The organism is Runella sp. R5_40 (genome assembly GCF_057652295.1).
Genome location: NZ_JBYFCH010000001.1, coordinates 267962 through 292393, shown reverse-complemented (window position 1 = coordinate 292393; position 24432 = coordinate 267962). Strand labels below are relative to the sequence as shown.

22 protein-coding genes are annotated in these 24432 nt (G+C 46.4%); 4 read left to right on the top strand and 18 right to left on the bottom strand.

Annotated features, from left to right (window positions below; genetic code table 11):
• Positions 1-66 precede the first annotated feature (66 nt).
• The 4 genes from AC23N5_RS01295 to AC23N5_RS01280 form a co-directional block, all read right to left on the bottom strand.
• Positions 67-513, bottom strand: a complete 447-nt coding sequence (locus AC23N5_RS01295) for a hypothetical protein (protein ID WP_487754207.1) — start codon at positions 511-513, stop codon at positions 67-69.
• A 144-nt stretch (positions 514-657) separates the two neighbouring features.
• Positions 658-1050 carry a hypothetical protein gene (locus tag AC23N5_RS01290; RefSeq protein ID WP_487754206.1) on the bottom strand — a complete coding sequence of 131 codons (393 nt, stop codon included), beginning with the start codon at positions 1048-1050 and terminating at the stop codon, positions 658-660.
• Between the two features lie 12 nt (positions 1051-1062).
• Positions 1063-2295, bottom strand: coding sequence for a sulfite oxidase (locus AC23N5_RS01285; RefSeq protein ID WP_487754205.1), 1233 nt, complete (start codon positions 2293-2295; stop codon positions 1063-1065).
• 33 nt (positions 2296-2328) lie between these two features.
• Entirely contained in the window at positions 2329-3225 is an 897-nt protein-coding gene (locus tag AC23N5_RS01280; RefSeq protein ID WP_487754204.1) for a LysR substrate-binding domain-containing protein, read from the bottom strand.
• 106 nt (positions 3226-3331) lie between these two features.
• Between AC23N5_RS01280 and AC23N5_RS01275 the strand changes: the two genes are divergently transcribed.
• Positions 3332-4288, top strand: coding sequence for an AAA family ATPase (locus tag AC23N5_RS01275; protein WP_028524066.1), 957 nt, complete (start codon positions 3332-3334; stop codon positions 4286-4288).
• Here AC23N5_RS01275 and AC23N5_RS01270 read toward each other — a convergent pair.
• Together AC23N5_RS01270 and AC23N5_RS01265 are read right to left on the bottom strand one after the other, a co-directional pair.
• Positions 4257-5156 (bottom strand): lysophospholipid acyltransferase family protein, encoded by a 900-nt coding sequence (locus AC23N5_RS01270; protein WP_487754203.1) that lies wholly within the window; start codon positions 5154-5156, stop codon positions 4257-4259. The genes AC23N5_RS01275 and AC23N5_RS01270 overlap by 32 nt on opposite strands.
• Before the next feature lie 66 nt (positions 5157-5222).
• Positions 5223-8087, bottom strand: a complete 2865-nt coding sequence (locus tag AC23N5_RS01265; protein ID WP_487754202.1) for an alpha/beta hydrolase family protein — start codon at positions 8085-8087, stop codon at positions 5223-5225.
• 103 nt (positions 8088-8190) lie between these two features.
• Between AC23N5_RS01265 and proC the strand changes: the two genes are divergently transcribed.
• Both proC and AC23N5_RS01255 read left to right on the top strand, forming a co-directional pair.
• Positions 8191-8994: a pyrroline-5-carboxylate reductase gene (gene proC / locus AC23N5_RS01260; RefSeq protein WP_028524069.1), complete on the top strand. Its 804-nt coding sequence runs from the start codon at positions 8191-8193 to the stop codon at positions 8992-8994.
• 122 nt (positions 8995-9116) lie between these two features.
• Positions 9117-12788, top strand: coding sequence for a DUF7948 domain-containing protein (locus AC23N5_RS01255; RefSeq protein ID WP_487754201.1), 3672 nt, complete (start codon positions 9117-9119; stop codon positions 12786-12788).
• Positions 12789-12971: 183 nt separating this feature from the next.
• Here the strand turns inward: AC23N5_RS01255 and AC23N5_RS01250 are convergent, their stop codons facing one another.
• From AC23N5_RS01250 to AC23N5_RS01220, 7 genes are all read right to left on the bottom strand, one after another.
• Positions 12972-13682: a zinc metallopeptidase gene (locus AC23N5_RS01250; protein ID WP_122932372.1), complete on the bottom strand. Its 711-nt coding sequence runs from the start codon at positions 13680-13682 to the stop codon at positions 12972-12974.
• 21 nt (positions 13683-13703) lie between these two features.
• Complete coding sequence (gene rfaE2 / locus AC23N5_RS01245; RefSeq protein ID WP_028524072.1) at positions 13704-14189, bottom strand: D-glycero-beta-D-manno-heptose 1-phosphate adenylyltransferase; 486 nt, start codon at positions 14187-14189, stop codon at positions 13704-13706.
• 108 nt (positions 14190-14297) lie between these two features.
• A complete protein-coding gene (locus tag AC23N5_RS01240; protein WP_487754200.1) occupies positions 14298-15305 on the bottom strand; it encodes a lysylphosphatidylglycerol synthase transmembrane domain-containing protein in 1008 nt (335 codons plus the stop codon).
• Positions 15306-15400: 95 nt separating this feature from the next.
• Positions 15401-15748 carry an aspartate 1-decarboxylase gene (gene panD / locus AC23N5_RS01235; protein ID WP_122932370.1) on the bottom strand — a complete coding sequence of 116 codons (348 nt, stop codon included), beginning with the start codon at positions 15746-15748 and terminating at the stop codon, positions 15401-15403.
• A 34-nt stretch (positions 15749-15782) separates the two neighbouring features.
• Positions 15783-16625: a pantoate--beta-alanine ligase gene (gene panC, locus AC23N5_RS01230; RefSeq protein WP_487754199.1), complete on the bottom strand. Its 843-nt coding sequence runs from the start codon at positions 16623-16625 to the stop codon at positions 15783-15785.
• A gap of 9 nt (positions 16626-16634) precedes the next feature.
• Positions 16635-16994, bottom strand: a complete 360-nt coding sequence (locus AC23N5_RS01225; RefSeq protein WP_487754198.1) for a DoxX family protein — start codon at positions 16992-16994, stop codon at positions 16635-16637.
• Between the two features lie 304 nt (positions 16995-17298).
• Positions 17299-18570 carry a M14 family zinc carboxypeptidase gene (locus AC23N5_RS01220; RefSeq protein WP_487754197.1) on the bottom strand — a complete coding sequence of 424 codons (1272 nt, stop codon included), beginning with the start codon at positions 18568-18570 and terminating at the stop codon, positions 17299-17301.
• A 96-nt stretch (positions 18571-18666) separates the two neighbouring features.
• Between AC23N5_RS01220 and AC23N5_RS01215 the strand changes: the two genes are divergently transcribed.
• A complete protein-coding gene (locus AC23N5_RS01215; protein ID WP_487754196.1) occupies positions 18667-20055 on the top strand; it encodes a hypothetical protein in 1389 nt (462 codons plus the stop codon).
• Between the two features lie 11 nt (positions 20056-20066).
• On the opposite strand, the gene AC23N5_RS01210 is transcribed toward AC23N5_RS01215, so the two are convergent.
• The 5 genes from AC23N5_RS01210 to AC23N5_RS01190 all read right to left on the bottom strand — a co-directional run bounded on the left by AC23N5_RS01210 (position 20067) and on the right by AC23N5_RS01190 (position 24367).
• Complete coding sequence (locus AC23N5_RS01210; protein WP_487754195.1) at positions 20067-21359, bottom strand: beta-barrel domain-containing protein; 1293 nt, start codon at positions 21357-21359, stop codon at positions 20067-20069.
• 4 nt (positions 21360-21363) lie between these two features.
• Complete coding sequence (locus tag AC23N5_RS01205; RefSeq protein ID WP_487754194.1) at positions 21364-23595, bottom strand: peptidase domain-containing ABC transporter; 2232 nt, start codon at positions 23593-23595, stop codon at positions 21364-21366.
• A gap of 31 nt (positions 23596-23626) precedes the next feature.
• Positions 23627-23875 carry a hypothetical protein gene (locus AC23N5_RS01200; RefSeq protein ID WP_487754193.1) on the bottom strand — a complete coding sequence of 83 codons (249 nt, stop codon included), beginning with the start codon at positions 23873-23875 and terminating at the stop codon, positions 23627-23629.
• A 71-nt stretch (positions 23876-23946) separates the two neighbouring features.
• A complete protein-coding gene (locus AC23N5_RS01195; protein WP_487754192.1) occupies positions 23947-24186 on the bottom strand; it encodes a hypothetical protein in 240 nt (79 codons plus the stop codon).
• The gene (locus AC23N5_RS01190; protein ID WP_487754191.1) at positions 24170-24367 is read right to left on the bottom strand and encodes a hypothetical protein; all 198 of its coding nucleotides are present in this window, start codon (positions 24365-24367) and stop codon (positions 24170-24172) included. Before AC23N5_RS01190 ends, AC23N5_RS01195 begins: the two co-directional genes overlap by 17 nt.
• Between the last annotated feature and the right edge of the window lie 65 nt (positions 24368-24432).

Here is a 24432-nt window from a genome sequence, read left to right as displayed (position 1 = left end):
AGTGTGTTATGTTGTAAATAATCTCAAAAATGGGCACTATATACAATTAAGGTTGGGCAAGACTTTTCAAAAATCATTTATTCGAGATTTGATTTTTAAGTGTCCATTACGGCAGCCTTCTGGGGTAAATTTTATCCAAAGATTTTGGGAATAATAATCCAACTTTTTATTGATAGAGACTTTTCCTTTATCTAATTTAAAGTGTAATTCTGAAGATGTAATGGCTCCGCTTGCCGAATGACTAAAGGTGACCGTTGCCCATCCATCCAATGCTCCTTCTATTACTAAATCGATGGTTTCTGGAGAAGTACCACTGCATTTTTGATAGCCAGTTAGCTGGTCCCTAAATACAATAGGTTTAGTAACGTTTGCTACCTCAAATTCAGCAAACTTATCAACATTTTCATCACACACTCTAAAAATGACAGGTGCTACCATTAGAAATACAATTCCCAGTATAACACTCAGATAGACAAGTAGATAGCTGAAAATAAATTTTAGAAATCCTTTCATCTAAATATTGGTTACTTTGTTTGATATGGAAAGAATGAGAAGCTAATGGGGAAGAGTGAATGTACTTCGCACATTTTAACAAAATACAATTAAGAACTAAAAAACAAAGACGGCACGCGCCTTGAACACGTGTCGTCTTTGGAGTTAATTCTCTAATTTATACCATTTTACATTACGCAATGCTTCGCGCCGCGAGTAGGCACTTTGGCTGGGGGCGTAGTGTTTTGCTAGGTAATCGAGGACGGTCTTTTCTGACTCCCCCAAATCCCACAATTTATGATTGCGCTGCATCCAGCGAATTTTACTCAACCATTCGTCGCGGGTAAAACGGTGTTGAAGAATGAGTTTTGGGGAATGGCAACTCGTACATTGCGCCTTCACAATCATGAAGTTAGGGTCGAGGGCCAATCCTGTTTCTTTATCGACACTGTCGGCTGCGGTCAGCGCCGCTGATGGATAGGCGGACGGTTCGCGGCGAATGGCCGCCAAACAAAACGCCACCACGGCCGCGCAAAGGAATATGATGTTCGTTTTCATTGGTATATCGGGTTAAACGACTTTAACAGCAATACGGTGACAAGCGTTGTTGAGGTAACCACCTGGATTCCACGCAGGAATCACCATCGGTTGCGATACCCCCTGCGAATCTACGGCGCGTACCCACACTTCGTAGTACCCTTTTTGAGGAAACTGGACTTGAGCGGCCCACTGCTGCCACGCCAAACGATTTTTGGGTGTTTGGAGCGTGGTTTTTTGCCAAGTAGCTCCGTAGTCAATGGACGTAAATACGTCTTTGACGGCTAAATCGCCCGCCCAAGCATGGCCACGAAGAGACAGCGATTTCCCAACGTCAATCATTGCCCCTGTTTTGGGGTAGGTGATAAGCGATTTTACGGGCATCGACTCAATGATGCGGAAGTTTTCGGGCGTTTCGGCTAGTTTTTCTCCTGGCATCACGGCTTGGCGCGGTACTCGGTAGCTGTGTCCGTCCATTTTGGCACCGTCGTGTTCTTTGTTGCGTACTGCAATCGTGTGCAGCCATTTGCCCGACACTGACGCAGGCCAGCCACCTACCACAAGGCGCAGCGGAAAGCCGTGCATCAGCGGGAGGTCTTTGCCGTTGAGCGCCCACGCAATGAGGGTTTCGTCTTCCAGGGCTTTTTTGATGGGAACCCCGCGCGAAATCACGACTTTGCTCGGGTCGCGGCTCGGATGAAGGTCTTTGCCATAATACCCAATATAAACGGCATCGTCTTTTAGACCCACATCGTTCAGAATATCTTTGAGGCGTACACCCGTCCATTCGGCACAGCTTACCGCCCCTTGATCCCACTGATTTCCAGAGGTTTGAGGAACATAGCCTGAACGGCCATTTCCGCCGCATTCCAACACCAGCTGGTAGGTGTAGGTTTTGAATTTGGCCTTTAAGTCGCTGATTTTATAAGTTTTGGTTTGCTTGACCGATTCACCTTTGATGGTGAGTGTCCAAGTCGAAGGGTCGATTTTTTCCTCGGGGACGAGGCCGTTATTACGAATAAACATCCGTTCGACGGGCGTAATGGCGTCGTCTAACAAGTGGGGCGGCGTTTCTACATTCCATGGTTTGTCACTCAGTACAACCATGTCGGGGTGCTTTCCTGCCAATCCTTCGTCGAAAGCCAACGGAACGTGGTGTGGAGGCATGTTTTTGGCAAAAACAATCTCCGTCCCCACCATGCCCGCAAGGGTAGTGAGGGCACTTTTCTTGAGAAAACCTCGGCGATTGTGAATGTGTGAGTTCATAGAGAAATCGAAATAGGTTAGATGGATACGTTGTTATTTTTTAGGATATTCACGAAAGGCAAACCGCATAAACGCTTCAGCCATAGGTTCTGGCTGACCTTGTAAGTGAATGAGCCAAAATTTCCGTAATAATTGTAATTCGTTGATTTTTATAATTTTAACTTGGCCCGTTGTGAGTTCTTTTTGGATAGAACGAATGGACAAAAAAGCCATGCAATTTGAATGCTCCAGAAACGATTTAATGCTTTCGGTTCCCCCCAAGTGCATTACGATTTGGAGCGACGATAGCTTGAGGTTGTGTTCTTTGAGGGCGCTTTCAATCACTTCTAACGTCCCTGAGCCTCGTTCGCGCAGTACTAGCGGAATTTTTGCTAACTCTTGTACCGAAATCTCGTTGAGGGTAGCTAGCTTACTTTTAACGTGCACCACCGCTACGAGCTCATCGTCCATAAAATCAACGTATTTAATACCCGATTGGTGCTTTTTGCCTTCTACCACCCCCAAATCAATGTGGTGAGAAAGAACAGCATTTTCAATCATTTCGGTGTTGCCGTTGAGGAGAGAAAGCTCCACTTGCGGGAATTTTTCGTAGTATTTCGCCAAAAGTGGCGCAATCAAATACTGACCTATGGTCGTACTCGCTCCCAGCCGAAGAACACCGTTATGCTTGTCTTGCAGCGTCCCCAATTCAAACGCGGCTTCTTGGTATAAATGCAAAATCTGTGACGAATAACGTTTCAAAATTTCGCCCGCTTCGGTTAATACGACCGAATTGCCTTTGCGCTCAAAAAGACGTGTGCCGTATTGCTGTTCGAGTTCTCGAATGTGCTTGGTAACGGCAGGTTGGGAAACAAACAATTCGCTTGCTGCCTTGGTAAAGCTAAGGTGTTGGGCTACACTACAAAAAACTCTTAATCGAAAATCGGACACAGTGCTTATAAATTCGGTTGATATACAAAGTAAATAGAATTGTGAAAATAATGCTCTAATACCTAACTTTACGCTTTGAGATTTTGAAAAAAAGCGACAAACCAAGATGTCACAAAAAAAAATAAAAGCGGTTTTTGAAGAAATGGGTAAGGTAGTGGTAGGGCAAGAAACCCTCATCAACCGCCTTTTAGTGGGGCTTTTTACGGGAGGCCATATTTTGTTGGAGGGAGTGCCTGGGTTGGCCAAAACACTGACAGTAAATACCTTAGCTCGCGTGCTAAGTCTCGATTTTCAACGCATCCAATTTACGCCCGACTTGTTGCCTGCCGACATTGTGGGGACGATGATTTATAGACCCAAATTGGGCGATTATGAAGTAAAAAAAGGGCCAATTTTTGCCAATTTGATTTTGGCCGATGAGGTCAACCGTTCGCCTGCCAAAGTGCAATCGGCGTTGCTTGAAGCTATGCAAGAAAAACAAGTGACCATTGGAGAAGAAACATTCCAATTGGATCAGCCGTTTTTTGTGTTGGCGACCCAAAACCCCGTAGAACAAGAAGGTACGTATCCGCTTCCTGAGGCGCAATTAGACCGTTTTATGATGAAGGTGTTCGTAGATTATCCTACCAAACCGCAAGAATTGGAGGTCATGCGTCGGATGTCGAATCTGGATTATAATTATGAGCCTAAGCCTATTTTGTCTAAAAAAGACATTGCCCAAATCCGTCAGGAAATCAACCAAATTACGTTGTCCGAAACCCTCGAAAACTACATCGTAGAGTTGGTGTTTGCCACGCGCCGCCCGTTGGATTATGCCCTTCGCGAAGAAGCACGCTATATTCAGTTTGGGGTGTCGCCGCGTGGAACTATCAAACTCAACCTTGCCGCCAAAGCCTTGGCGTACATGGATGGCCGAGACTATGTGCTGCCCGAAGACATCAAAGAAGTAGCTCCCGATGTGTTCAACCACCGCATCATGCTCAACTACGAAGCCGAAGCCGATGGCATAACAACCCGTTTTGTGATTGATTCTATCCTTCGGAAAGTGGCGATTGGACGGTAGTTCGTTTGTGCTTCCATCGTTTGTGGCTCCAGAGCCAAGTCGCAGGTTCTTGGCGGATGTCGGCTTCGAGCCACTTCATCATTTTCTCGGTGATTTCTCCGTAGGCCGTTTCGCGGGGAGCGTCGGTGAGTAATTCAAAATTGGCGTAGTAATAACCGCGCTTTTGGGCGTGAATGTGCCCAAAAACAACGGGAAGGTCGTATTCCTTGGCGTATTTTTCGGTGCCAAACAGAATGGGGGTGTCTTGGTTTAAAAACTGCATCCAGTAGGCGCTCTCTGGATTGGACGGCGATTGGTCCATGGCAAAGGCCGCCGCCACGGGTTGCTCGACGACTTGCTCCCCAAACTGCGATTTGATTTCGTAAATCGATGCTAAGTTTAAACCCAATTTGCTACGGCTCTGCTTGATTTTTTCGTCAAAAAAACGATTGTTCAAAGGACGGTACAAGGCCATTACTTTGTGTTTTACGAGTGGGTCGATGCCCGTCACGAGCCATTCATAGTTGTGGCAGTGCCCCGCGGCTATGATAATGCTTTTACCTTGTTTTGCATAATGGTCGAGCAGGTCTAAGCCCGTAAACGAAACGCGCTGCATAAATTCAGCACGGGTCATACTAAATGCCTTAACCGTCTCGATGATAAGCGTACACAAATGCGTGTAAAAGTCGCGGGCAATTTGCTGTATTTCAGCTTCTGATTTTTCGGGGAAAGAGTTGCGGATGTTTTCCACAACTACTTGTTTGCGGTAACCCACTACGTTGAAAAAAAGCCAACTCAGGCCATCGGCAATGGCATACAAGACGCCAAACGGAAGGCGAGAGATGGGAATAAGTAGGAAGTAGTAGAAGAAAGCAGATAAATAATACATTCGATTGGCATCGTTAACCAGACCTAGACCTATAAGGTTTCAAAAACCTTATAGGTCTAATAATGTCTATTTTTGCGAGCCACTACCAAGCTGCGAAGCCTTCTGAGAAGAAACGGGGCTAAGTCCTTGACGAATTCCCTTTTCGACCATTGGCAGGCCCTCCGACATCCACTCGGGAGCAGGCGCATCTTTGAGGTAGTGGTCAAAATATTGGTACAAACGTACGGCAAAATCTTTCATATTTTGTCGTTTTGTTAATCCATGTTTTTCTCCGTTGTAATTAAGCATCCAAACGGGCTTGTTGAGGCGCTTGAGTGCCATGTAAAATTCGATTCCTTGGTACCAAGGCACAGCGCCGTCGTCGTCGTTGTGCATCATCAACACAGGCGTTTCGATTTTGGGGGCGTGGAAAAGCGGCGAGTTTTCGAGGTATTGCATGGGCTTTTCCCAAAGTGTCCCACCAATACGGCTTTGGGTACGCTCGTACTGCGCTTGGCGCGACATTCCTGAATCCCAGCGAATTCCGCCGTAAGCACTCGTCATGTTTGAGACAGGAGCGCCTGCTTCGGCTGCACGGAATAGGTTGGTTTGGGTCACAAGGTAAGCCGTTTGGTAGCCGCCCCAGCTGTGGCCTGAGATACCAATTTTGTCTTTATCCACAAACCCTTTGTCAATCATACTCAACACGCCTGGCACGATGCAATTGTACGCACTTTGACCAGGATAGCCGTCTTTGTAAACAATATCAGGAACAAAAACCACGTACCCATTGCTGGTAAAATACGAGAAGTTTATATACGAACGAATGGGGCGAGGAGCGTAGTGGGTATGGATATTTTCGGAATTTTTCTCGTAGAAATACGTCATCATTGGGTACTTCTTCGTCGGGTCGAAGTTCTCAGGTTTGTAGAGTAACCCTTGCAATGGTGTACCATCACCCGCACGCCAGTTGACGATTTCGACGCTTCCCCACCAGTAGTTGGCTTGCTGGGCGTTGGCTTCGGTAACGCGTTTTACGTTTTTGAAACTCAAATCGGTCGCGTACCAATCGGGATATTCTTTGAACGTTTCTTTGGTGAAAAGAACACGGTCGGCGTCTTTGGCCTTCAACACGGCCATTCCTACTTTAAAATCGCCTTCGTACAAACGCTGGATAGCACTGCCCGTCAGCTGACTGAAACCTTCTTGGCGGGTAGTTTCGTTGACGGTACGCAACAAAAGAGACTTACCAAGATCGATGTTTCGCTCTTCGGCATCCAAACGTACGTAGCGGTACTGGTTTTTGGCGGCGCGGCCATCGGTTAATTTTACGAGCGATGTAGGCTTTTTTGGATCAATTTGCCAAATGTCAAAACGGTCATATACCAACAAATACTGGTCGTTTTTAGTCCAGCCCGCTATGCCGTACGGATTGGGGAAATCGGGATGGTCATCTTCTTCGTCGGCGTATTTAACGGTTTTATTATTGGTCAACTGAATGGTTTGATTGGCCGTAATATCGTGCGCAAACCAAGCCGTATCAGGGTTGGAAAACCAGTACAAATACTTGCCTTCTGGCGAGGTACGCGCACTGCCTTCTATCTTTTCTTTGGCCATTTTTTTAGAACCGTCGCGTAGGCTGATGATATAGGCATCCTCTACGGGATTCCAGTCCCAGTGCTGGTGCGAGTAGCGGCGGTCGGATTTGCCAACGGCAAAATCAGCATTGCCTTCATTGACAAGTGTGACATCAGGAACTTCTAATGTACCCAACTGCGTCAATTTTAGGTCATTGAGGTGAGCAACGGCCAAATACGACTGCTTTTTGTCGCGTTCGAGGCTTACTTTTTGCTGGGTTTGAAGGCGTTCGTCTTGCCAATGCCATACTTCTACGTTGACAATTTCTTCAGCAAGCAAGGTGGTATCTTGTACGATGGGCTTGGGGTTGGTACCAAAAAACAACTTAGAACCATCTTTGGCAAAACGAGGGGTGTATTCGGCACTCACAAGCCATCCTTGCGCCGCAGGTTGGTTAACCTCATCGGCTAGGCGAGCGGCAGTAGCTTGGCCCGCTTTCCAGTAGAATAATTTGGGCAAACGAATTTGCGCTTTGCTGTTGGTGTCCAAATCGGCAATGAAAGCCAATTGTTCGCCATTTTCGTCAAAAGACAGCTTTTTGAATTTGTGCTTTGAATGCCCTTCATAAACCTGCTGAAGTTGGTTTGACGTGGGTTCAAAGACATAAACCCCCGCTTTGGTAGAATCGCTACCTGAAGTTGCAAATGCCAAGCGCTTACCGTTTTTGCTTACTTCATAATCGGTCACAAACCCGAATGCGCGTTCGGTACTGGTTTTGAGCATACGCGTCACCAAGCGGTAGCCGTTTTCATCCGATTCGCGTTTGGCGCGTCTTGTGGGGGCTTTTTTGGTGGTGTCAGGCTTTACTTTGGGACTTTCGCCTAAGTACGCGACCCATTCGCTGCCTTTTTCGGGTAATTTGAATGACTGAATGGCAGGAAATTTGCTCAGTTTTTTGGTCGAAAGCGCGTAGATGCCCAGCGAGTCTTTGGGCATTTCGTCCTTTTTCTTTTTGGCCCGCTTGGCCGCTTTGGTAGCGCTCAATTGGGGCTTGATTTTGAAAACGGCAAATTCAGAATCGTTGGAAAAACGCAACTCACCGCCTCGTGCCACCGAGTCGGTTTGGTTCGTGACAAAATTTTGAAAAACGACTTTCCCGTCGCCTTCTTGTGGGTTAAGCGCATAACCAAACCATTGCCCGTTGTTGCTGACGACGCGCTCAGGAATGTCTTTCCAAAAGTCGTACACATCGTGGGTAAGGGCTTTTTTGGCAATCGGCGCGGGGGGCGGCGTTGTTTTTTTGGGTTTCTTTTGGGCGAAAGCAGTGTAGCAGCCCAAGAAACATAATGAAGTGTAAAGGAGAAGTTTTTTCATGAAAATGAACGTATTTGGTCTTCAAAAATACACTAATGGAGCGTTTTATTGGTAAATTATCCTCAATTTTGCGACATAATCTCAAACTTCTTAGTCGAAACTGATGAAAATTGCCATTGTAGGTTGCGGAAACATGGGAATGGCCTTTGCCAAGTCGTTTTTGCAATATGATTTAGTAAAAAAAGAGAACCTTCTTTTGATTGAAAAAAGCGCCAATCGCGCCGAAAACCTGCGAACTGAAAACACGGGGGTGGTGATCGAAACCATCAGCGCGCACGTGGGTGAGTACGACGTCGTGATTTTGTCGGTGAAGCCGCAAGATTTCGGGATGGTGCAGGACGCCTTGCGGGAGGTACTTCAACCGCAGCAAGTGGTGTTGTCAATCATGGCGGGGATTCCGATTTCTACCATTCAAGAAACACTAAATCACCGTTTGGTCATCAGGGCCATGCCTAATACCCCTGCCATGTTGGGAATGGGTATCACGGGCTTTTCGGCGGCGAAAGAGTTGAGTTTTGCCCAATTGCTAAAAGTTGATAATCTCATCAATGCCACGGGTCGTTCGGTGTTTTTGGAAGACGAGTCGATGCTTGATGCCGTAACGGCCTTGAGCGGTAGCGGCCCTGCGTACTTCTATTATTTGGTCAAAGCGATGGTGGAAGCAGGCAAGCAAATGGGCTTTGAGGAGTCGATGGCAACTTTGTTGGTAAAGCAAACCATGTTGGGGTCTTTCCATCTGATCAACAACGCCGATAAAAGCCTCGATGACCTGATTAAGGCCGTTGCTTCCAAAGGAGGAACGACCGAAGCCGCCCTTCGCGAGTTTGAAGGTGGTGGCTTAGCCCAGACCCTCCAAACGGGAATTTTGGCCGCCGAACGCCGTGCCAAAGAACTCTCAAAAGGGTAATAGGAGAGGCTAAACGCTGATTTTTAAAGAAAATAACGAGGCTTTCCAACGTTCCAGCGTTTTGGAAAGTCTTGCCTTTATAGGTTGCATAATTTCAACGAATTGTTTTCGTTTGTTTTAGTATGAAGCATTTTGTACGCATTTTAGTTGTATTGTTTTTGGTGTGGGGAGAGGGGCGTGCGCAAACCCCCTCGGCGGTTCGTTTTGTGCGTAACCAAGGTCAATGGGACGCCGACGTACGTTATCGCGCCGATATTCCAGGAGGCTATTTGTTCCTGAAAGAAAAATCGCTGATGTACGTTTTTTTTGAGGGAAATCCTCTTCGTAGTGCTCATGCTACGGGAGAGCGCTTGTCTAACGCCCGCATAAGTCCGCTGGTAAACGGGCACGCGGTGGAAGTGATGTTTGAGGGGGCGTCGTCGGCCATCAAAGTAAAAGAAGACCATTCAAACGCCGCGAAGTTTAACTATTTCTTGGGCAATGACCCCAAAAAATGGGCGCAAGATGTGCCTTCGTTTGGCGAGATTGTCTATGAAGATGTCTATCCTGGCATCGACTTTAAAATGTACGCCTTTCGCCAAACGCTCAAGTACGAATTTTTGGTAGATCCTCAGGCCGATGTCTCTAAAATTAAGCTTCGTTACGAGGGTAGTAAGTCGTTGAAGTTGGAGGATAATCAACTGGCGGTTGAAACTTCCATCAATACATTTCGGGAATTAAAACCTTATACCTACCAAGAAATCAACAATCGTACCCGCGAAGTAGCAGCTCATTATCAGTTAGATGGAAATCAGTTGTCGTTTAATTTTCCCAAAGGATACGACCGCAGCCAAGCGCTGACGATTGACCCTGAGCTGGTGTTTTCGACTTTCTCGGGTTCGTTTGCCAACAACTTTGGACACGCTGCTACATACGACGAACAAGGGAACTTGTATTCGATTGGTACATTGCACACACCAGGCGCTTTTCCAATTACTGCGGGAGCTTTTCAGCGGCAAACGAGTTCAAGTGTGGACATAGGACTACTAAAATTTAGTCCCGATGGCACTCGTCTTCTCTACGGAACCTACATAGGAGGCTCAGGTACCGACGTCCCGCACAGTATGATTGTGAATAACAAAGGAGAACTGGTGATTTTTGGAACAACATCGTCGCAAAATTTTCCGCTGTCAGCTGGTGCATACCAAACCCGATTTGGGGGAGGAACACTCACTGTACCTGTTGGGGGGTTTGAATACACTATTGGTAGCGACATTTTTGTGATGAAACTGAGTGCCGATGGGTCAACGTTAGCGGCAAGTACGCTGGTGGGAGGCAACGGCAATGATGGAATTTGCCGCACTTTTGATTTTAACTTGATCAACTACAGCGATGAGTTCAGGGGGGAAGTAGTGGTAGATGACAAAGACAATGTCTATGTGGCTACTTCGACCAATTCGACCAATTTCCCGACGGTCAATCCCACCACGGTGCAGTACGGAGGGGGGCGCCAAGACGCGGTGGTGTTTAAGCTAAGTTCAGACCTCAGAACAATGCTCATGAGTACGTACTTGGGAGGAACAGCTGCAGACGGAGCATACGGCGTAAAATGGGCACCGTCGGGGGCTTTGTACGTCGCAGGGTTGACCCGAAGCTCAAATTTACCCGCTAAAACAACCGCATTTAAGAGCACCAAAAGCGGGGAAGAAGATGGTTTTGTGGCCAAATTTGTCAACGATAAATTGGAACAATTGACCTACCTCGGGACGGATAGCTCAGACGTGGCGTATTTGTTGGATGTGGATGCGGAAGAAAATGTCCACGTTTTTGGACTCACGCGTGGCCGTTATCCCACCACTACAGGAGTTTATAGCAACACCAACGCAGGGCAGTTTATTCATGCTTTAGATAAAACACTTTCGCGAACGATATTTTCAACCACCATTGGTTCATCAAGAGCAAGGCCAGATATTGCACCGACCGCTTTTTTGGTCAACGAATGTGGGAATATTTATTTGTCGGGTTGGGGAGGAGTCGTTAATTCACGAAATGGCTATAACCCCACCAGTAGTACCATTGGCTTGCCAACAACGCCCGATGCGTTTCGGACGACGACCACAGGAAGCAATTTTTACATTGCCATTTTAGAAAAAGGGGCAAAATCGCTGCTCTACGGTACATTTATTGGAAGTACTTCACCACCAAGTACCGACGGTGATCACGTGGACGGTGGAACGAGCCGTTTTGCCAAAAATGGTGTGATTTATCAAGCCACGTGTGTATGTCGCCAAGCCAATTTCCCTTCTACGCCCAACGTGTGGGCGGTGAACCGTAACAGTGGGGATTGTAACAACGCGGCATTCAAGTTTGACATCGACCGCCTCAAGGCCGATTTTGATGTCTATCAAGGGACAACCAAAAATGTATTGTCGGGTTGTGCGCCTATGACGTTGGATTTCTTAAACACGAGTGAAGGAGGAAAGACTTATACCTGGGATGTGCAAGGAAACAACATCTCGCGTGATCCGCTGAAAGCAACTTACACATTTAATCAACCAGGTGAATACCGTGTGACGCTGCGGGCATCTAATCCCTTGGTTTGCCGTGGACAAGATGTTGTGACAAAAATTATCAAAGTAGGCGTAAGCAAAGCGGCTGCCAGTGGAGATACCACCGTTTGTAGCAACGTAGGTGTGCCACTCAAAGCGACTGGCGGATTGAAATATTCGTGGACGCCTGCGGCGGGTTTGAGCAATCCAACTATTGCTAATCCCATCGCGAAGGTAAATGCCACGACCAATTTTATTTGCACCATTACGGATTCGGCTTGCGTCGTGACGCGCACTGTAACGGTTAAAATCAACAACGATAAGCCTGACTTTGCAGCATTTAAAGATACCACGATTTGCGTAGGACAAAGTGCGGTTTTGAGCGCGCAAGGTAGTGCCACTCGTTATCGTTGGACACCTTCCTTGACGTTGAGTGATTCGGTCGGAACGCGGGTAACGGCCAAACCGTTGGTGACAACCGTCTATACCGTGACGGGGCAATATGCCGATGGTTGTTTGCCACAAAAAACCATTACTGTTCGAATTGATAACAATAAGCCTGATTTTAGAGTAACACCTGACACGACAGTTTGTGTGGGGCAAACGGCCATGTTGTTAGCGCAAGGTGCAGGGACAATTCGCTGGAAAGCGTCACCAACTTTGTCGGATACCACAATCAAAAACCCCGTTGCGAACCCTTTGCAAACTACTACCTACACCGTGACGGCTGTTTATCCTGATGGCTGTAAACCAAGTAAAACAGTAACGGTAAACGTGGAAAGTGGCCCACAAAACACCAGTTTTGATGTCGTACCCACCTACGCTTGCGGCAAACCGACGATGGTGCAATACGTGAATAAAACAACGGGAGCATCGCGTTATGAGTGGGATTTTGGGAATGGAACGAAGTCGGGCGTGGCGGCACCTGGGGCGTTGGATTATACCCAAAACGGAACGTATCAAGTAACACTCAAAGCGTATTCGCCGCGCGGTTGTGCAAGCACCGTGACGCAGTCGGTGTCGGTGTTGAATTTGGATAGAATTCCGAACGTCATCACCCCCAACGGCGATGGTAAAAACGATACCTTCGTGGTAGGCGCTCCAAGTACCCGCATTGAGATTTTTAACCGTTGGGGAAAACGCGTTTTCGCCAGCGACAACTACGCTGATGATTGGGGCAAAGATGTTATAAACGGCACGTATTATTACCAGCTCACGCTGCCAGGGAATTCAATCTGTAAAGGCTGGATTCAAGTAATTGAATAGAGGTGAATGACGAATTGAGGAGTGACGAATTGAGGAGTGACGAATTGAGGAGTGACGAATGACGAATTTTGAATAACGATAGTGCAACAAAAAAGCGGCCGAAAGCCGCTTTTTTGTTTGTATGTGCGTGTTTGAGGTTGCTGTTTGTGTGTTTGAGGTTGCTCACAACCTCAACACGCACTTTTAGTCATCGCTACGACGACCGAGCAATAAACTTGCGTAATATAGTAAGTTAGCTAACGCTCCCAACGCAGCTACTACGTAGGTGAGGGCAGCCCATTGGAGTGCATCTTTGGCCATTCCGTATTCGTTACGATTGACAACGCCACGTTGTTCAACCCACGCCAAGGCACGGCGGCTTGCATCAAATTCGACAGGAAGGGTAATCATGGCAAACAAGGTTACCCCTAAGTTGGCGGCTACCAAAACAGTTAGAATGGTGGTGCTAACCAGACCTTGATTGTAGAAAATAAACCCGCCAATGAACATCATCGCCATGTTGAAAAAGTTTAGGATGTTGCTACACACCTGCACCACAGGTACCAATGCTGAACGCATCTTCAGGGGGCCATAAGCTACTTTATGTTGTACGGCGTGTCCGCATTCGTGGGCAGCCACGGCCGCCGCCGAAACACTGCGTCCGTGATACACATCGGCGCTTAGGTTAACGGTTTTATCCGCGGGATTATAGTGGTCAGTAAGCATTCCTTCTACTTGCGTGATGCGCACATCGTAGATGCCATTATCGCGCAGCATTTGTGAAGCGATTTCTGCACCACTCATGCCGTTCATTAATCCTACCTGTGAATATTCGGTAAATTTGCTTTTTAAGCGCCATTGGACAATCATACCAATGACCATAAAGACAATTCCAATGAGAATTAAACCACCCATGTTTGTTTAAATTTTGCGCTGTCAATAACTATTTTTAATCTTCTCGATAAGCGAAGTCGTCGAATAACCTTTCACTAACGGAATGGTTTTCACGGCTCCTCCTCTATTAACGACAAAATCCGCACCAACGATGTTATCTACTGAATAATCGTCGCCTTTGACCAAAATATCAGGACAAATTGTCTGAATTAGCTCCAACGGCGTAGGTTCTCCGAACAAAATGACAGCATCCACAAACCCCAATGAGGCCATCAAGCGGGCGCGGGCGTATTCGTTGACCACAGGGCGAAGCGGGCCTTTGATGCTGCTTACCGAGGCGTCGGTGTTGAGGCCAAGCACCATTCTATCGCCTAAGTTACGGGCTTTTTCGAGGTAGTCGATGTGGCCCAAGTGAACGATGTCGAAACATCCGTTGGTAAATACAATTTTTTGACCTTCTGCTTGCCAAGCGCGGGCGGCTTGCGCACCTTCTTCCCACGATAAAATTTTAGCGGCGGAGTTAAACATGAGATTGTTACGTAAAAATTACACAAAAGTTGAAATTGTAACCGAAGAATAAGTTATCCGTTATCAATCACGATTAACAGTTAACGGATAACAGTTATACACATAACGTTATCCCACTGCGGTTTTTGGGCTTTTTACGAGGGTGATGATAAACGAAATTCCGCCTAGAATTAGCATCAGAATCATTTGGGTACCGTGGATGTATGTCGCGAGGGCAAGGCCGTCTTCTTTCGATAATCCGTAAAGTACCAATGCGCTACTTACCAAAATATGATAGGGGCCAATGCCTCCTTGCACGGGTGCCGACATTCCCAAACCACTCATGATAAGAATGGTTAGTCCTGCCAGAAGGGTGAGGTTTGATGACTCAGGCAGTACAAAAAAACAAACGTACGAACTGAGCAAGTACATAGTCCAGATGAGAATGGTATGGAACAAAAACAACCACGGATTCCGTAGTTTTCGGACGCTCAACAAACCATCAATTAGCCCCAATACAAATCCTTCGATTTTGGCAAAAAGCGAATTTTGACGCAAACGCTCGGCATTTTTTCGGTAAAACCACCACGCGGCTCCTAAAAAGCCTATTCCTAGTACCGCCAAACTTCCCAAAAGGGCTATTCGATTGCTACCACTTCCTTGGCCTATCCCTAACTTTTCACCAAACAACTCCATGAAGAAATTGCTCAAACGCCCAAATTCGAGCACAAACGCAAGTCCAATCAAAAACAAAAGCGTTACAACGTCAAAAACGCGTTCGGCTACTACGGTACCAAAGCCTACGTTGACGGGTACTTTTTCGAGGCGATTGAGCGTACCGCAGCGGGTCACTTCACCCGCGCGTGGAATGAGCTGGTTGGCAAAATATCCCGTAAAAACGGCCACCGTCGAGTCGAAGGCAGATGGACGGTACCCCAGTGGTTCGAGGAGCATATTCCAACGGTAGGCACGGCTCCAAGCGGCAACGATGGTAAAAATGGTGACCAAAATGAGCCAGCTATGGTTGGCGTGTTGGAATTTTGCCCACATGGAAGCCAAGTCCATGTCTTTAAAAACGTACCACATCAACCCACCCGCTACGGCAAGCGAAAGGCAGTATTTGATAATATTTTTCATCTGTATGTTTTTTGTAGTCCATAGTCCACGGTCGATAGTCCATAGTAGATTCGTTATTTTCTATGGACTGTGGACTATTAACTATCGACCATTAACTATAAAACTCTGTTATTTTCGTCGGGGAAAACGATTTTTGGTTTGAAGGTTTTGGCTTCTTCTTCGGTCATCATTCCGTACGAAATGATAATGACCACGTCGCCCACTTGGGCTTTGCGGGCGGCGGCACCATTGAGGCAAATAATGCCCGTATTGCGCTCTCCTTTGATGACATACGTGATGAGCCGTTCGCCGTTGTTGTTGTTGACTACGTGTACTTGTTCATTTTCCAAGATACCCGCCGCTTCCATGAGGGCTTCGTCGATGGTGATGCTTCCTACGTAGTTGAGCTCGGCTTGCGTTACTTTAACGCGGTGGATTTTTGACTTAAAAAGGGTAACAAACATTGTTGTTTGGATTGTTTTCGCGGCAAATTTCAGTCTAAAAAACTATATTATCAATCAGACGAACCTTTCCAAGGTGGGCTGCAATACAGAGTGCAGTTTGTCCTTCAGGTTGTAGCTCAGTAACATCTTGCAGACTGAAAGCATTCACAATTTCAAAATATTCTAAACGAAAAGCGGGTTGTTGGGCAAAGTGTGCATCCATCCACGCTTTGACATCGGCGGGAGTTTGCCCAGACAATAGCTGTGATTTGGCGGCACTCAAGCCCGCAAAAATGTGCGGAGCAATGGCGCGCTCGTCGGGGTTGAGGTTACGATTGCGGGATGACATCGCTAGCCCGTCGGCTTCGCGGAGGGTAGGGCGGGGGTGAAGCTCAATTTGGAAGCCTAAATCAATCATCATTCGACGGACAACGGCCACTTGTTGCAAGTCTTTTTGGCCAAAATACGTACGGTCGGGCTGAACGATGTTGAATAATTTCGAGACAACGACGCCCACACCGTTGAAATGGCCAGGGCGAAATTTGCCCTCCATCACACGTTCCAAATCGCCAAAATCGAAGGTTAAAAGGGACTTTTCAGGGTACATTTCTTGAACGGACGGCGCAAAAACGGCGTCGCAACCAACGGTTTGGAGCAATTCACAGTCGGTTTCCAGCGTACGAGGATACCGAGCGAGGTCGTCGGGGTTGTTAAACTGAATCGGGTTGACAAAAATACTGCAAACCGTCAGGTCATTTTGGGCGTTGGATGCCTCGATGAGCGACAAATGTCCTTCGTGAAGCGCCCCCATCGTGGGTACAAATCCGACAGATTTGCCTTGGGCACGTTGCGTACGTAAGTAGGCCCGCAAATCGGCTATGGTGGGAAAAATGTGCATTTTAGGTTTCTATTTCTTATAAATAAACCAAGCCCAAGCAATCAAAACAAATTGAATGGGTAAACGTACCAAGGCGACTTGGTGGCTACCAATGGCAGGGTTTTCTTTGAAAACATCAATAACGTGCAAAGGCAAAAATACCAGCATCATGACTAAGATGCCAAGTGCGGCAAGTGAACGAAAACGCGGAATAAACGTGCCGATTCCTACGGCAATTTCTAACAGTCCTGCCAAGTAATTAATCGCTGCTTGGGGGAGAAAATCAGGAATGAACGGAAAAAACATCGCTGGCTTTAAAAAGTGACTAACGCCTGCAAAAATCATTACAGCTCCGAAGAGAAATGTTAAAACCAGCTTTGCTCTTTTCATTGACTTTTAAGTTTATTGTTAACTAAATACGTTCAATTCTTTCGCCCGCAGAAGCCCGCTGACTAATAAAAACGCAGATTTTCGCTGAAAAAGGATTTAATGAGGCTATTCATCTGCGGTTCTCTCTGTGCTAATCTGTGGGTAAAAACGTTGGACAAGTCTAACTAACGCTGTATTGTTTTGCCTATTTATTGCTCCAGAGGAGCCAAATCTTCGTAGAACGAAATACCAGATTCTCCAAAAGCCCCATCGGGGTGACATATTTCACTTTTTCTACAAATAATCTGGGTAGGCACGTAGAAAGTTAATTTTTTAAAAATCCGTTATCAACTTTCCAGTTTTTCTTGTCCGAACGCAATTCAAAATTGACGCGGTCGCCTAGTTTTAATACCACAGGTTTGCCGCTCTTGGGGTCGAGCAGTTGCGCTCCTTGGGCGTCGATTTCTTCAATGCCATAAAACACCGACAAATCACCAAAATCTTCGACACTACTGCGGTAGCTAAAGCCCGTCGCGTCGGCATTATTGGACTCGTTGCGGTTAATGGCTACATCAACGGTATAGCTGACGCCGTTGAGTTCCGTGCGGGCGTTGCGGATGATAAGGTCAAAGTGGTTTTTCTCGTTTTGCGGAATTTTTTCGTAGTCGTTCCGATTCTGACGCGTATAGGTTCCGTCGGCAATGGCTTCAAGCGCGGTCAAAATAGCGATGAAATTCATCTTGCGTAAATACTGCTTCTCGGGGTCGTTTTTGTAGCCGCCCGACTCGATGAGTACCAAACTCGTTCCCCATTTGGCGATGTTATCGCCGAAAGCCCTGGGTTCAAACTCGTCCGAATACCGAGCGATTTGATTGGGGATATATTTCTGTAAATCGCGGTTCATGCCCACAATGAGCTGCATGGCTCGCTCGCGGACGGAGTTGATGGTACGTTCTTCGTTGTAAGCCGTTGCCAAAAACGAAATCGCGGCTACTTCTTTGGTATTCCCTACACTGTACCGAGGGCTTTGGTCGTGGAGGTTGAAGCCCACCAACGGCTTGAGGGTTTGCTGAAGGTTTTTAAGCAGTTTCGACTCTGGGCATTGAAGACGCACCGCATCGCGGTTCATGTCGATTTCTTGAGCCGTGCGGCGCTGCCAACGTTCGACGCCGTCAGGGTTAAGCATTGGCACAAAATACAATGTACTTTTCTCCAAAAGCTTTTTACGAAGGTCATCAAAACCATCGCCGCTGGCATTCAGGAAGTTGAAAATATCGAGGAGAGCCATCGTTGCGGTAGCTTCGTCGCCGTGCATTTGCGACCAAAGAAGCACAGGAGGCGCGCCTTTTCCGTATTTGATTTGATAAATGCCACGTCCTTCAAACGATTTTCCTGCTTCGCTTACCGCAAAATTAGGGCTCGTTTTGAGGCGTTCGATAAGCGGCACCAAGTGGCGGTGCTTAAATTCGCGACGTACGTTTACGCTTTTTTCTCGAAATAAATCGTGCGCGTCGAAAAGGCGCTGGGCGAGGTTACTTTGGGCAATAATGGTTTCAGACATACAAAAAAAAGAAACCACCAATAACAGGTGTTTCATGATCTTAAAGGAGATATTGTGAAAACTCCGCGAAAGTTCAGAACTTTCGCGCAGGTTCGCAAGTACGAACGCTAAATCAGCCATCAGCCCATGAAAATGAAATTGTTAATCATCGCTCTGCTGTTGATAGGGCTTGAACTCCGAAGTCAACGCCCCACCAGCTTTCTTAACCTTAAATTTGAAACGCCCAACCTCAAATACACCCCTCTAATAGATTGGGAAAACTACCAATTTACCGCCCGCGATGTACCCATCGATAGCAACCATTTTTTGCGCGTAGGCGTACCCATCGAGCGCTCGCAAGTGGTGTATGTTCATTACATGGATACCACCAACCGCACGTACATCCACCGTTTTTTCTTGCCCAAAGGCGATACCCTCAAAGGGCAGGAAGTCCACGGAAAGTTTGAATTTGAAGGCAAAAACAAAGCCGCAATCATCAACCGCTTTTTGTACCAGCAGGGGGTATTTGGGGGGGATTCGTTGATGAAGCGGCCGTTGATGCAAAAAGTCTCTACCGACATTTATACCAAATTAATGCAAGATTTGGCCGAAGAAAGCTGGGAACGCTACAAGGCGACACAAGACACCTCCGACACGGGCCAAAATGCGTTTGTAAGAGCGGCGTTAGAAGCGCAGTATTACGAGCGTACTAAGTTTTTTGTCGCTACTAAAAACTGGACGGAGGCTATGTTTGAGGAGTACCGCAAAGGGAATGAACCCTCGTTTTTTTCGTCGGAGGTATATCATCCGCCGTTGCGTATTTTGCCCTTTGACGATGCGGTGTTGTCATTGGACTACCAAGGGTGTTTGTTAGAACATATTCAAAAAGACATTACACCTCTGCCAGATTTGTACGAGGTAATGACAGAATTTTACAATGTACTAGACCGTCAATTGTCTCATTTGCCAGTTACGCGTGAAACGCTCTTGACGTCGTTGTTGCTGTGGAAAAGAGATTATCCCCGCAAATACGAGATTATCACCCGCTTTGAACGGGATTTTCCAAATTCGAAGCGCCTCAAAGAGTTGAAATACGAGTTTTGGAAAAATCAGAAGCCTGTTTCTGGAATCTCCATGCCTTCGTTGCCGCTTTTGACGGTGGACAGCAACCAAGTTTTTTTACCGACCCTTGCCAAAACCACCCATTCGCTGCTGTTGATTTGGAATACGTGGGAAGATGGCTGCGAACTTGCGTTGACTACTTGGGCAACTTTGGCAGAAAAATACACGTCTCCTAGCCTCAGCTTTGCTACCGTAGGGGTTCGGAATCATTTTGATACTTGGAAAGAAGCGTTGAAGAAAAATGGGGCTACTCCAAAAACAGGAACTCATTGGTATGCCCGTCATGCGGAGACCGAACTACTGGAAGCAATGTTTGGGGCAAAACGCCCGCTGGTGGTAGTGATGGACGCCCAAGCCAATTACGTGGAGCATTTTTCGCCGTTTGAAAAGGAGCGACTGGATAAGTGGCTGAAACGGTAGAAAATGCATTTTTATCGGATTTCGCCCACTTTTCTTAATTGGAACAAAAACCGTTGCAACAGTCGAAGGTCTTCTGTAACGATTTCGGCATTTGCTACCATACCCGTACGGTAACGTAGTTTTTGATGATAAGTAGTTACCAAACCATTAGGTAGTGTTACTTTGGCAGGAAAAACGCCGTCTTGAAGTGGTACTTCTGAAATTTCGGTAATGATTCCTTTGACGTATCCAAATTGCTCAAAAGGATAGCCTGCAAATTTAATCAATACCGATTGCCCCACTTTTACTTTTCCCAAATTCTGCTGCGGAACGGTCAGCAGGCCAATATAATCAGAACCTGTGGGTACAACTGAAAACAATTCAGTTCGGTTAGGGATAAACTGGTTTTCTTCCAACAAAGTCGGGAAAGAAACTCGCCCAGCGATGGAGGTTGTCAGTACGTAGCGGCTTTTCCACTCTTCTACGGCACTGCGAAGCGTATTTAATCGCTGTAAAAAATTGGCGCGGTATTCGCGTACTTGTTGGGCCAGTATCAATAAGTCACCTTGTTTATTTCGTTGAGCGGTTTGGTTTTGTAGAATTATCGTTTCCGTTTGACGATAGGGGAGGGTTCGAGCCAGTAACTTGCTTTCTTCTCGTTTCAAGTCTAGAGGAGCGATGAGACGTTCTTCGGCTAGTTTCTTTTGGACGGCGTATTCTTCTTGTGCCAGCCGACTGTCTTTTTGCTGAAGAAGCTGTTGCTGCCGTAGGTTGTCGGTCATGGCCTTTAAGTCTTCTATTTCTTTTAAAAGAAGTTCTTTTTTCTGGCTATAAAAATGTCCTGTTAAATAGGCTTGTAATCCAATTAGTGATTCTTCAAATACCTGAAATTGAGGCTGTAACTCGCCCAGATGGCGATAGTCAGTCAGTCGATGATTGGCCAATGTTTCCAGTCTGTCTGCATTTACCTCCTGCCACGCCCGATTCAATTCGTTGGATAATCGCAAAACTTCATCGTGGTGAGCCGTACTCTCTAGGTAGCCCATGACTTGATTTGCCTGTACATTTTGTCCATTTTGTACAAACAAACGAACCAACCGACCTTCACTGCGGGTGACAATGCTTTTGGGGGCATTGACCGAGGTAAGGCGGAAGGGGGCTGAAACAACGTCAGGGTAACGAATGAGCCATGTACCTATAAAAAAAGCAATGACCAACAGAAAGATAACCGTGGTACCCCACCGAACCAGCGAATGTGGAATACGGGTGATAAGTTCTTCGACTTCTTCAGAACGAACCGACGAGTAAGACGAATGATTTGGCATAGGTTTAAGAATCTAACTCCAATTGATTTTTAACTAATTCCCAATAAGCCCCGTGCTGAGCAATCAATTGATTATGAGAGCCTACTTCTACGATTCGACCCGCATCGAGCACCACAATTTGATCCGCATTTTTGACGGTACTCAGGCGGTGAGCCACCACCACAACGGTTCGGCCTTTAAAGAAATCATTGAGTGCGTGCATGACGGCAGCTTCGTTGTTGGCATCTAGGGCGTTGGTAGCCTCGTCGAAAAACAAAAATTGGGGGTTTTTGTAAATCGCTCGGGCAATGAGTAATCGTTGTTTTTGGCCTTGACTGAGACCGTTTCCTTCTGCTCCGATTTTGGTATTGTAACCCAAAGGCAGCGCATCGACGAAGTCGATGATGTTGGCTGCTCGCATGGCATTTCGTAAACGATTTTGGTCAAAATGTTCTTCACCCAAAGCGATATTGGCAGCGATGGTATCCGAAAAAATAAAGCCTTCTTGCATTACTACGCCACAGTTGTTACGCCACATCCCATGGCTCAGGTCACGAAGCCGCGATTCGCCTACTTGGATTGTGCCTTCGGTAGGTTCGTAAAATTTTAAGAGAAGCTTTAAAAGGGTGGTTTTTCCGCTGCCGCTCATGCCCACAATGGCGGTGGTTTTGTTGGCAGGAATGGTTAAGTTAATACCGTTTAAGACTTTGCGGTCGGCCATGCCAGGGTAGGAAAACGAAAGATTTTGTAATGCTAACGTGCGCTGTTCGGGTAAGTAGTTCATTTTTGGTCGTTCAACGGGATCTTCATCTTCAAGGGTATGAATTTCATTGAGTCGCTCCAAGCTGATTTTGGCATCTTGCCAACTATGGGCAAAACCTACCAACTGCCCGATGGGACCACTCAATTGACCCGTAATAGACTGAATGGCGAGCATGGTTCCGAAGGTAAGTTCTCCGTCGATAACTGCTTTTGCACTCATAAATAAGATAACCAAGCTGATTCCCTGAAGAATCGTAAAAGTACCGGTTTGCTGAAACTGCCCTAGTGACAATGTACGAACCTGTAGGTGAAATATCCGAGCCTGTAATCGTTCCCAATCCCAACGAAAAAAGCGTTCGGCACCTGCCAGTTTAATATCCTGAACGCCCGAAATCATTTGGACAACTTTATTGTGGTCTTTAGAGGCTAACTCAAACGATTTAAAATCTATTTTCCGACGTTGACGCATAAAGAGAAAAACCCAGCCGATATAGAATAGATTGCCAATCATGAAAATGGCGAAGATGCTCAGATGATAATAAGCCAATACACAGCTCAGGAGTAACAAATCAACCAAAGAAAACAGGATTGTTAGAGCTTGACCTGTTAGCAGGCTTTCGATGCGTTGGTGATCGCCAATGCGTTGAAGAATATCCCCAAGCCGTTTTGTTTCAAAAAACGAGCTGGGCAACCGCATTAATTTATTCAGGAAATCTGAAAGAATGGATAGGTTCAATCGGGTGCTGACATGTAACATGATTCGGCCTCGAATGGCCTCAATGATTTGCCGACTGACAAGCAAAAAAGCCATGGCTGCCAATAGCGTATATACAAAAGGTAAATTTCCAGTATTGACCCCAATATCAACCAACGACTGGGTCAGCATAGGATAAATTAGCTGAATGCCGCTGCTTACTAAAAGCCCCAGTAGCACTTGCGCAATGAGCCGACGGTATTGGATCAAGTAGCTACCCAATTGTCGTAAACCCAATGCCCTCGTTTTCTCGTCTTCCTGCTGGTAAAAAGCAGGGGTAGGTTCGAGCAGTAGCACAATACCATTTGAGGTGTCATTGGGTGAATTAGTGGCCCAGTTTTGGCAAAACTCCTCGACTGAATAATCAACTAATCCCTTGGCAGGATCGGCTACCCTAACAGTTTGGCGTCGCTTTCCCCAAAGCCATGCAGGATGATTTGATTTCCTCGCCCCCTTGATTTCGTAAACAATTACAAAATGGTTTTGCTGCCAATGTACGATACAGGGAAGGGGTATTTCCTGCGCCAGTACCTCAAACGGAAGTTGCGTAGCCATGGTGCGAAAGCCAATATTTTCGGCGGCTTCGGCAATACCCAACATCGACACGCCGTCTCGGTTGATTTGAGACTTTTCTCGAAGCGTTTGCAGTGAAAACGAGCGACCATAATGCTTGGCAACCATGCGGAGGCAAGTTGGGCCGCAATCCATTTGATCAAGTTGACGATAAACAGAGAAGCTCATTTTGGGCAAGGATTAGTGCTAGTTTGGCAGATTAGTTGAATTTCTCTCCCACGTTGGTAAGACGAAAAAGTGCCGAAGGATTTCCGTCAAGAATGGTATCTGCCATTGGAAATGGAGTACCACAAATGGGGGACTTTTCCTTGGGTAAAAAGGGCCTGTCGGGAAGGTAAGACAACAAGTCTGATTTCCGAATAGATAGTATCGTTTCGGATCCCCTGCCTCCAACAATGGACTGTTGTTGGTTGGCCGAAAGTGCGAATTTATTAAATTTGGTTAACATATTTCTCGAAGTGAAAGCTATAAAAAGGCCAGAGCTTAATGCGTTGAACTCTGGCCGAAAATTGAAATCGTTTAGCGTTTGGTCATTGCGCCAGCCATACTAAATATTCCTGCTGCTATTTGCATCGAACCACTTATGAGTGCCACATTAAATTGGTTTTGGGCTGAATTTTTTTTGGCTTCAGCCTGTCTTTCGGCTTCAGCCTGTTTTGCTTGGTTTAGTAGATCATAGAAGTCTGAATCAGAAGCGCCACCTTGTATGGTTTGTTGCTGATTTTTTGAGATGGCGAATTTTTCAAATTGTGCTAACATGATTTGTGAGTGCTTTGGCTACCCGTGCTTCTCCTTGAAGTACTTCGTCCTTGGCTGATTGATGATTCAAAAGTAGTTTGTCAAACAAGGTCGTGCTGAGAATAGGGTGTGAATGCCTGTTGTGAAGCTGCGAAACCTGCCAATGTTGTAGGTGAATCAGCAAGTGCTGATACTTGCTCATCGTGTTTGTGAAGTGGTAGTACTATATGGGCAACAGTTAAAAAACAAAGTGCCCGGATGAATTCA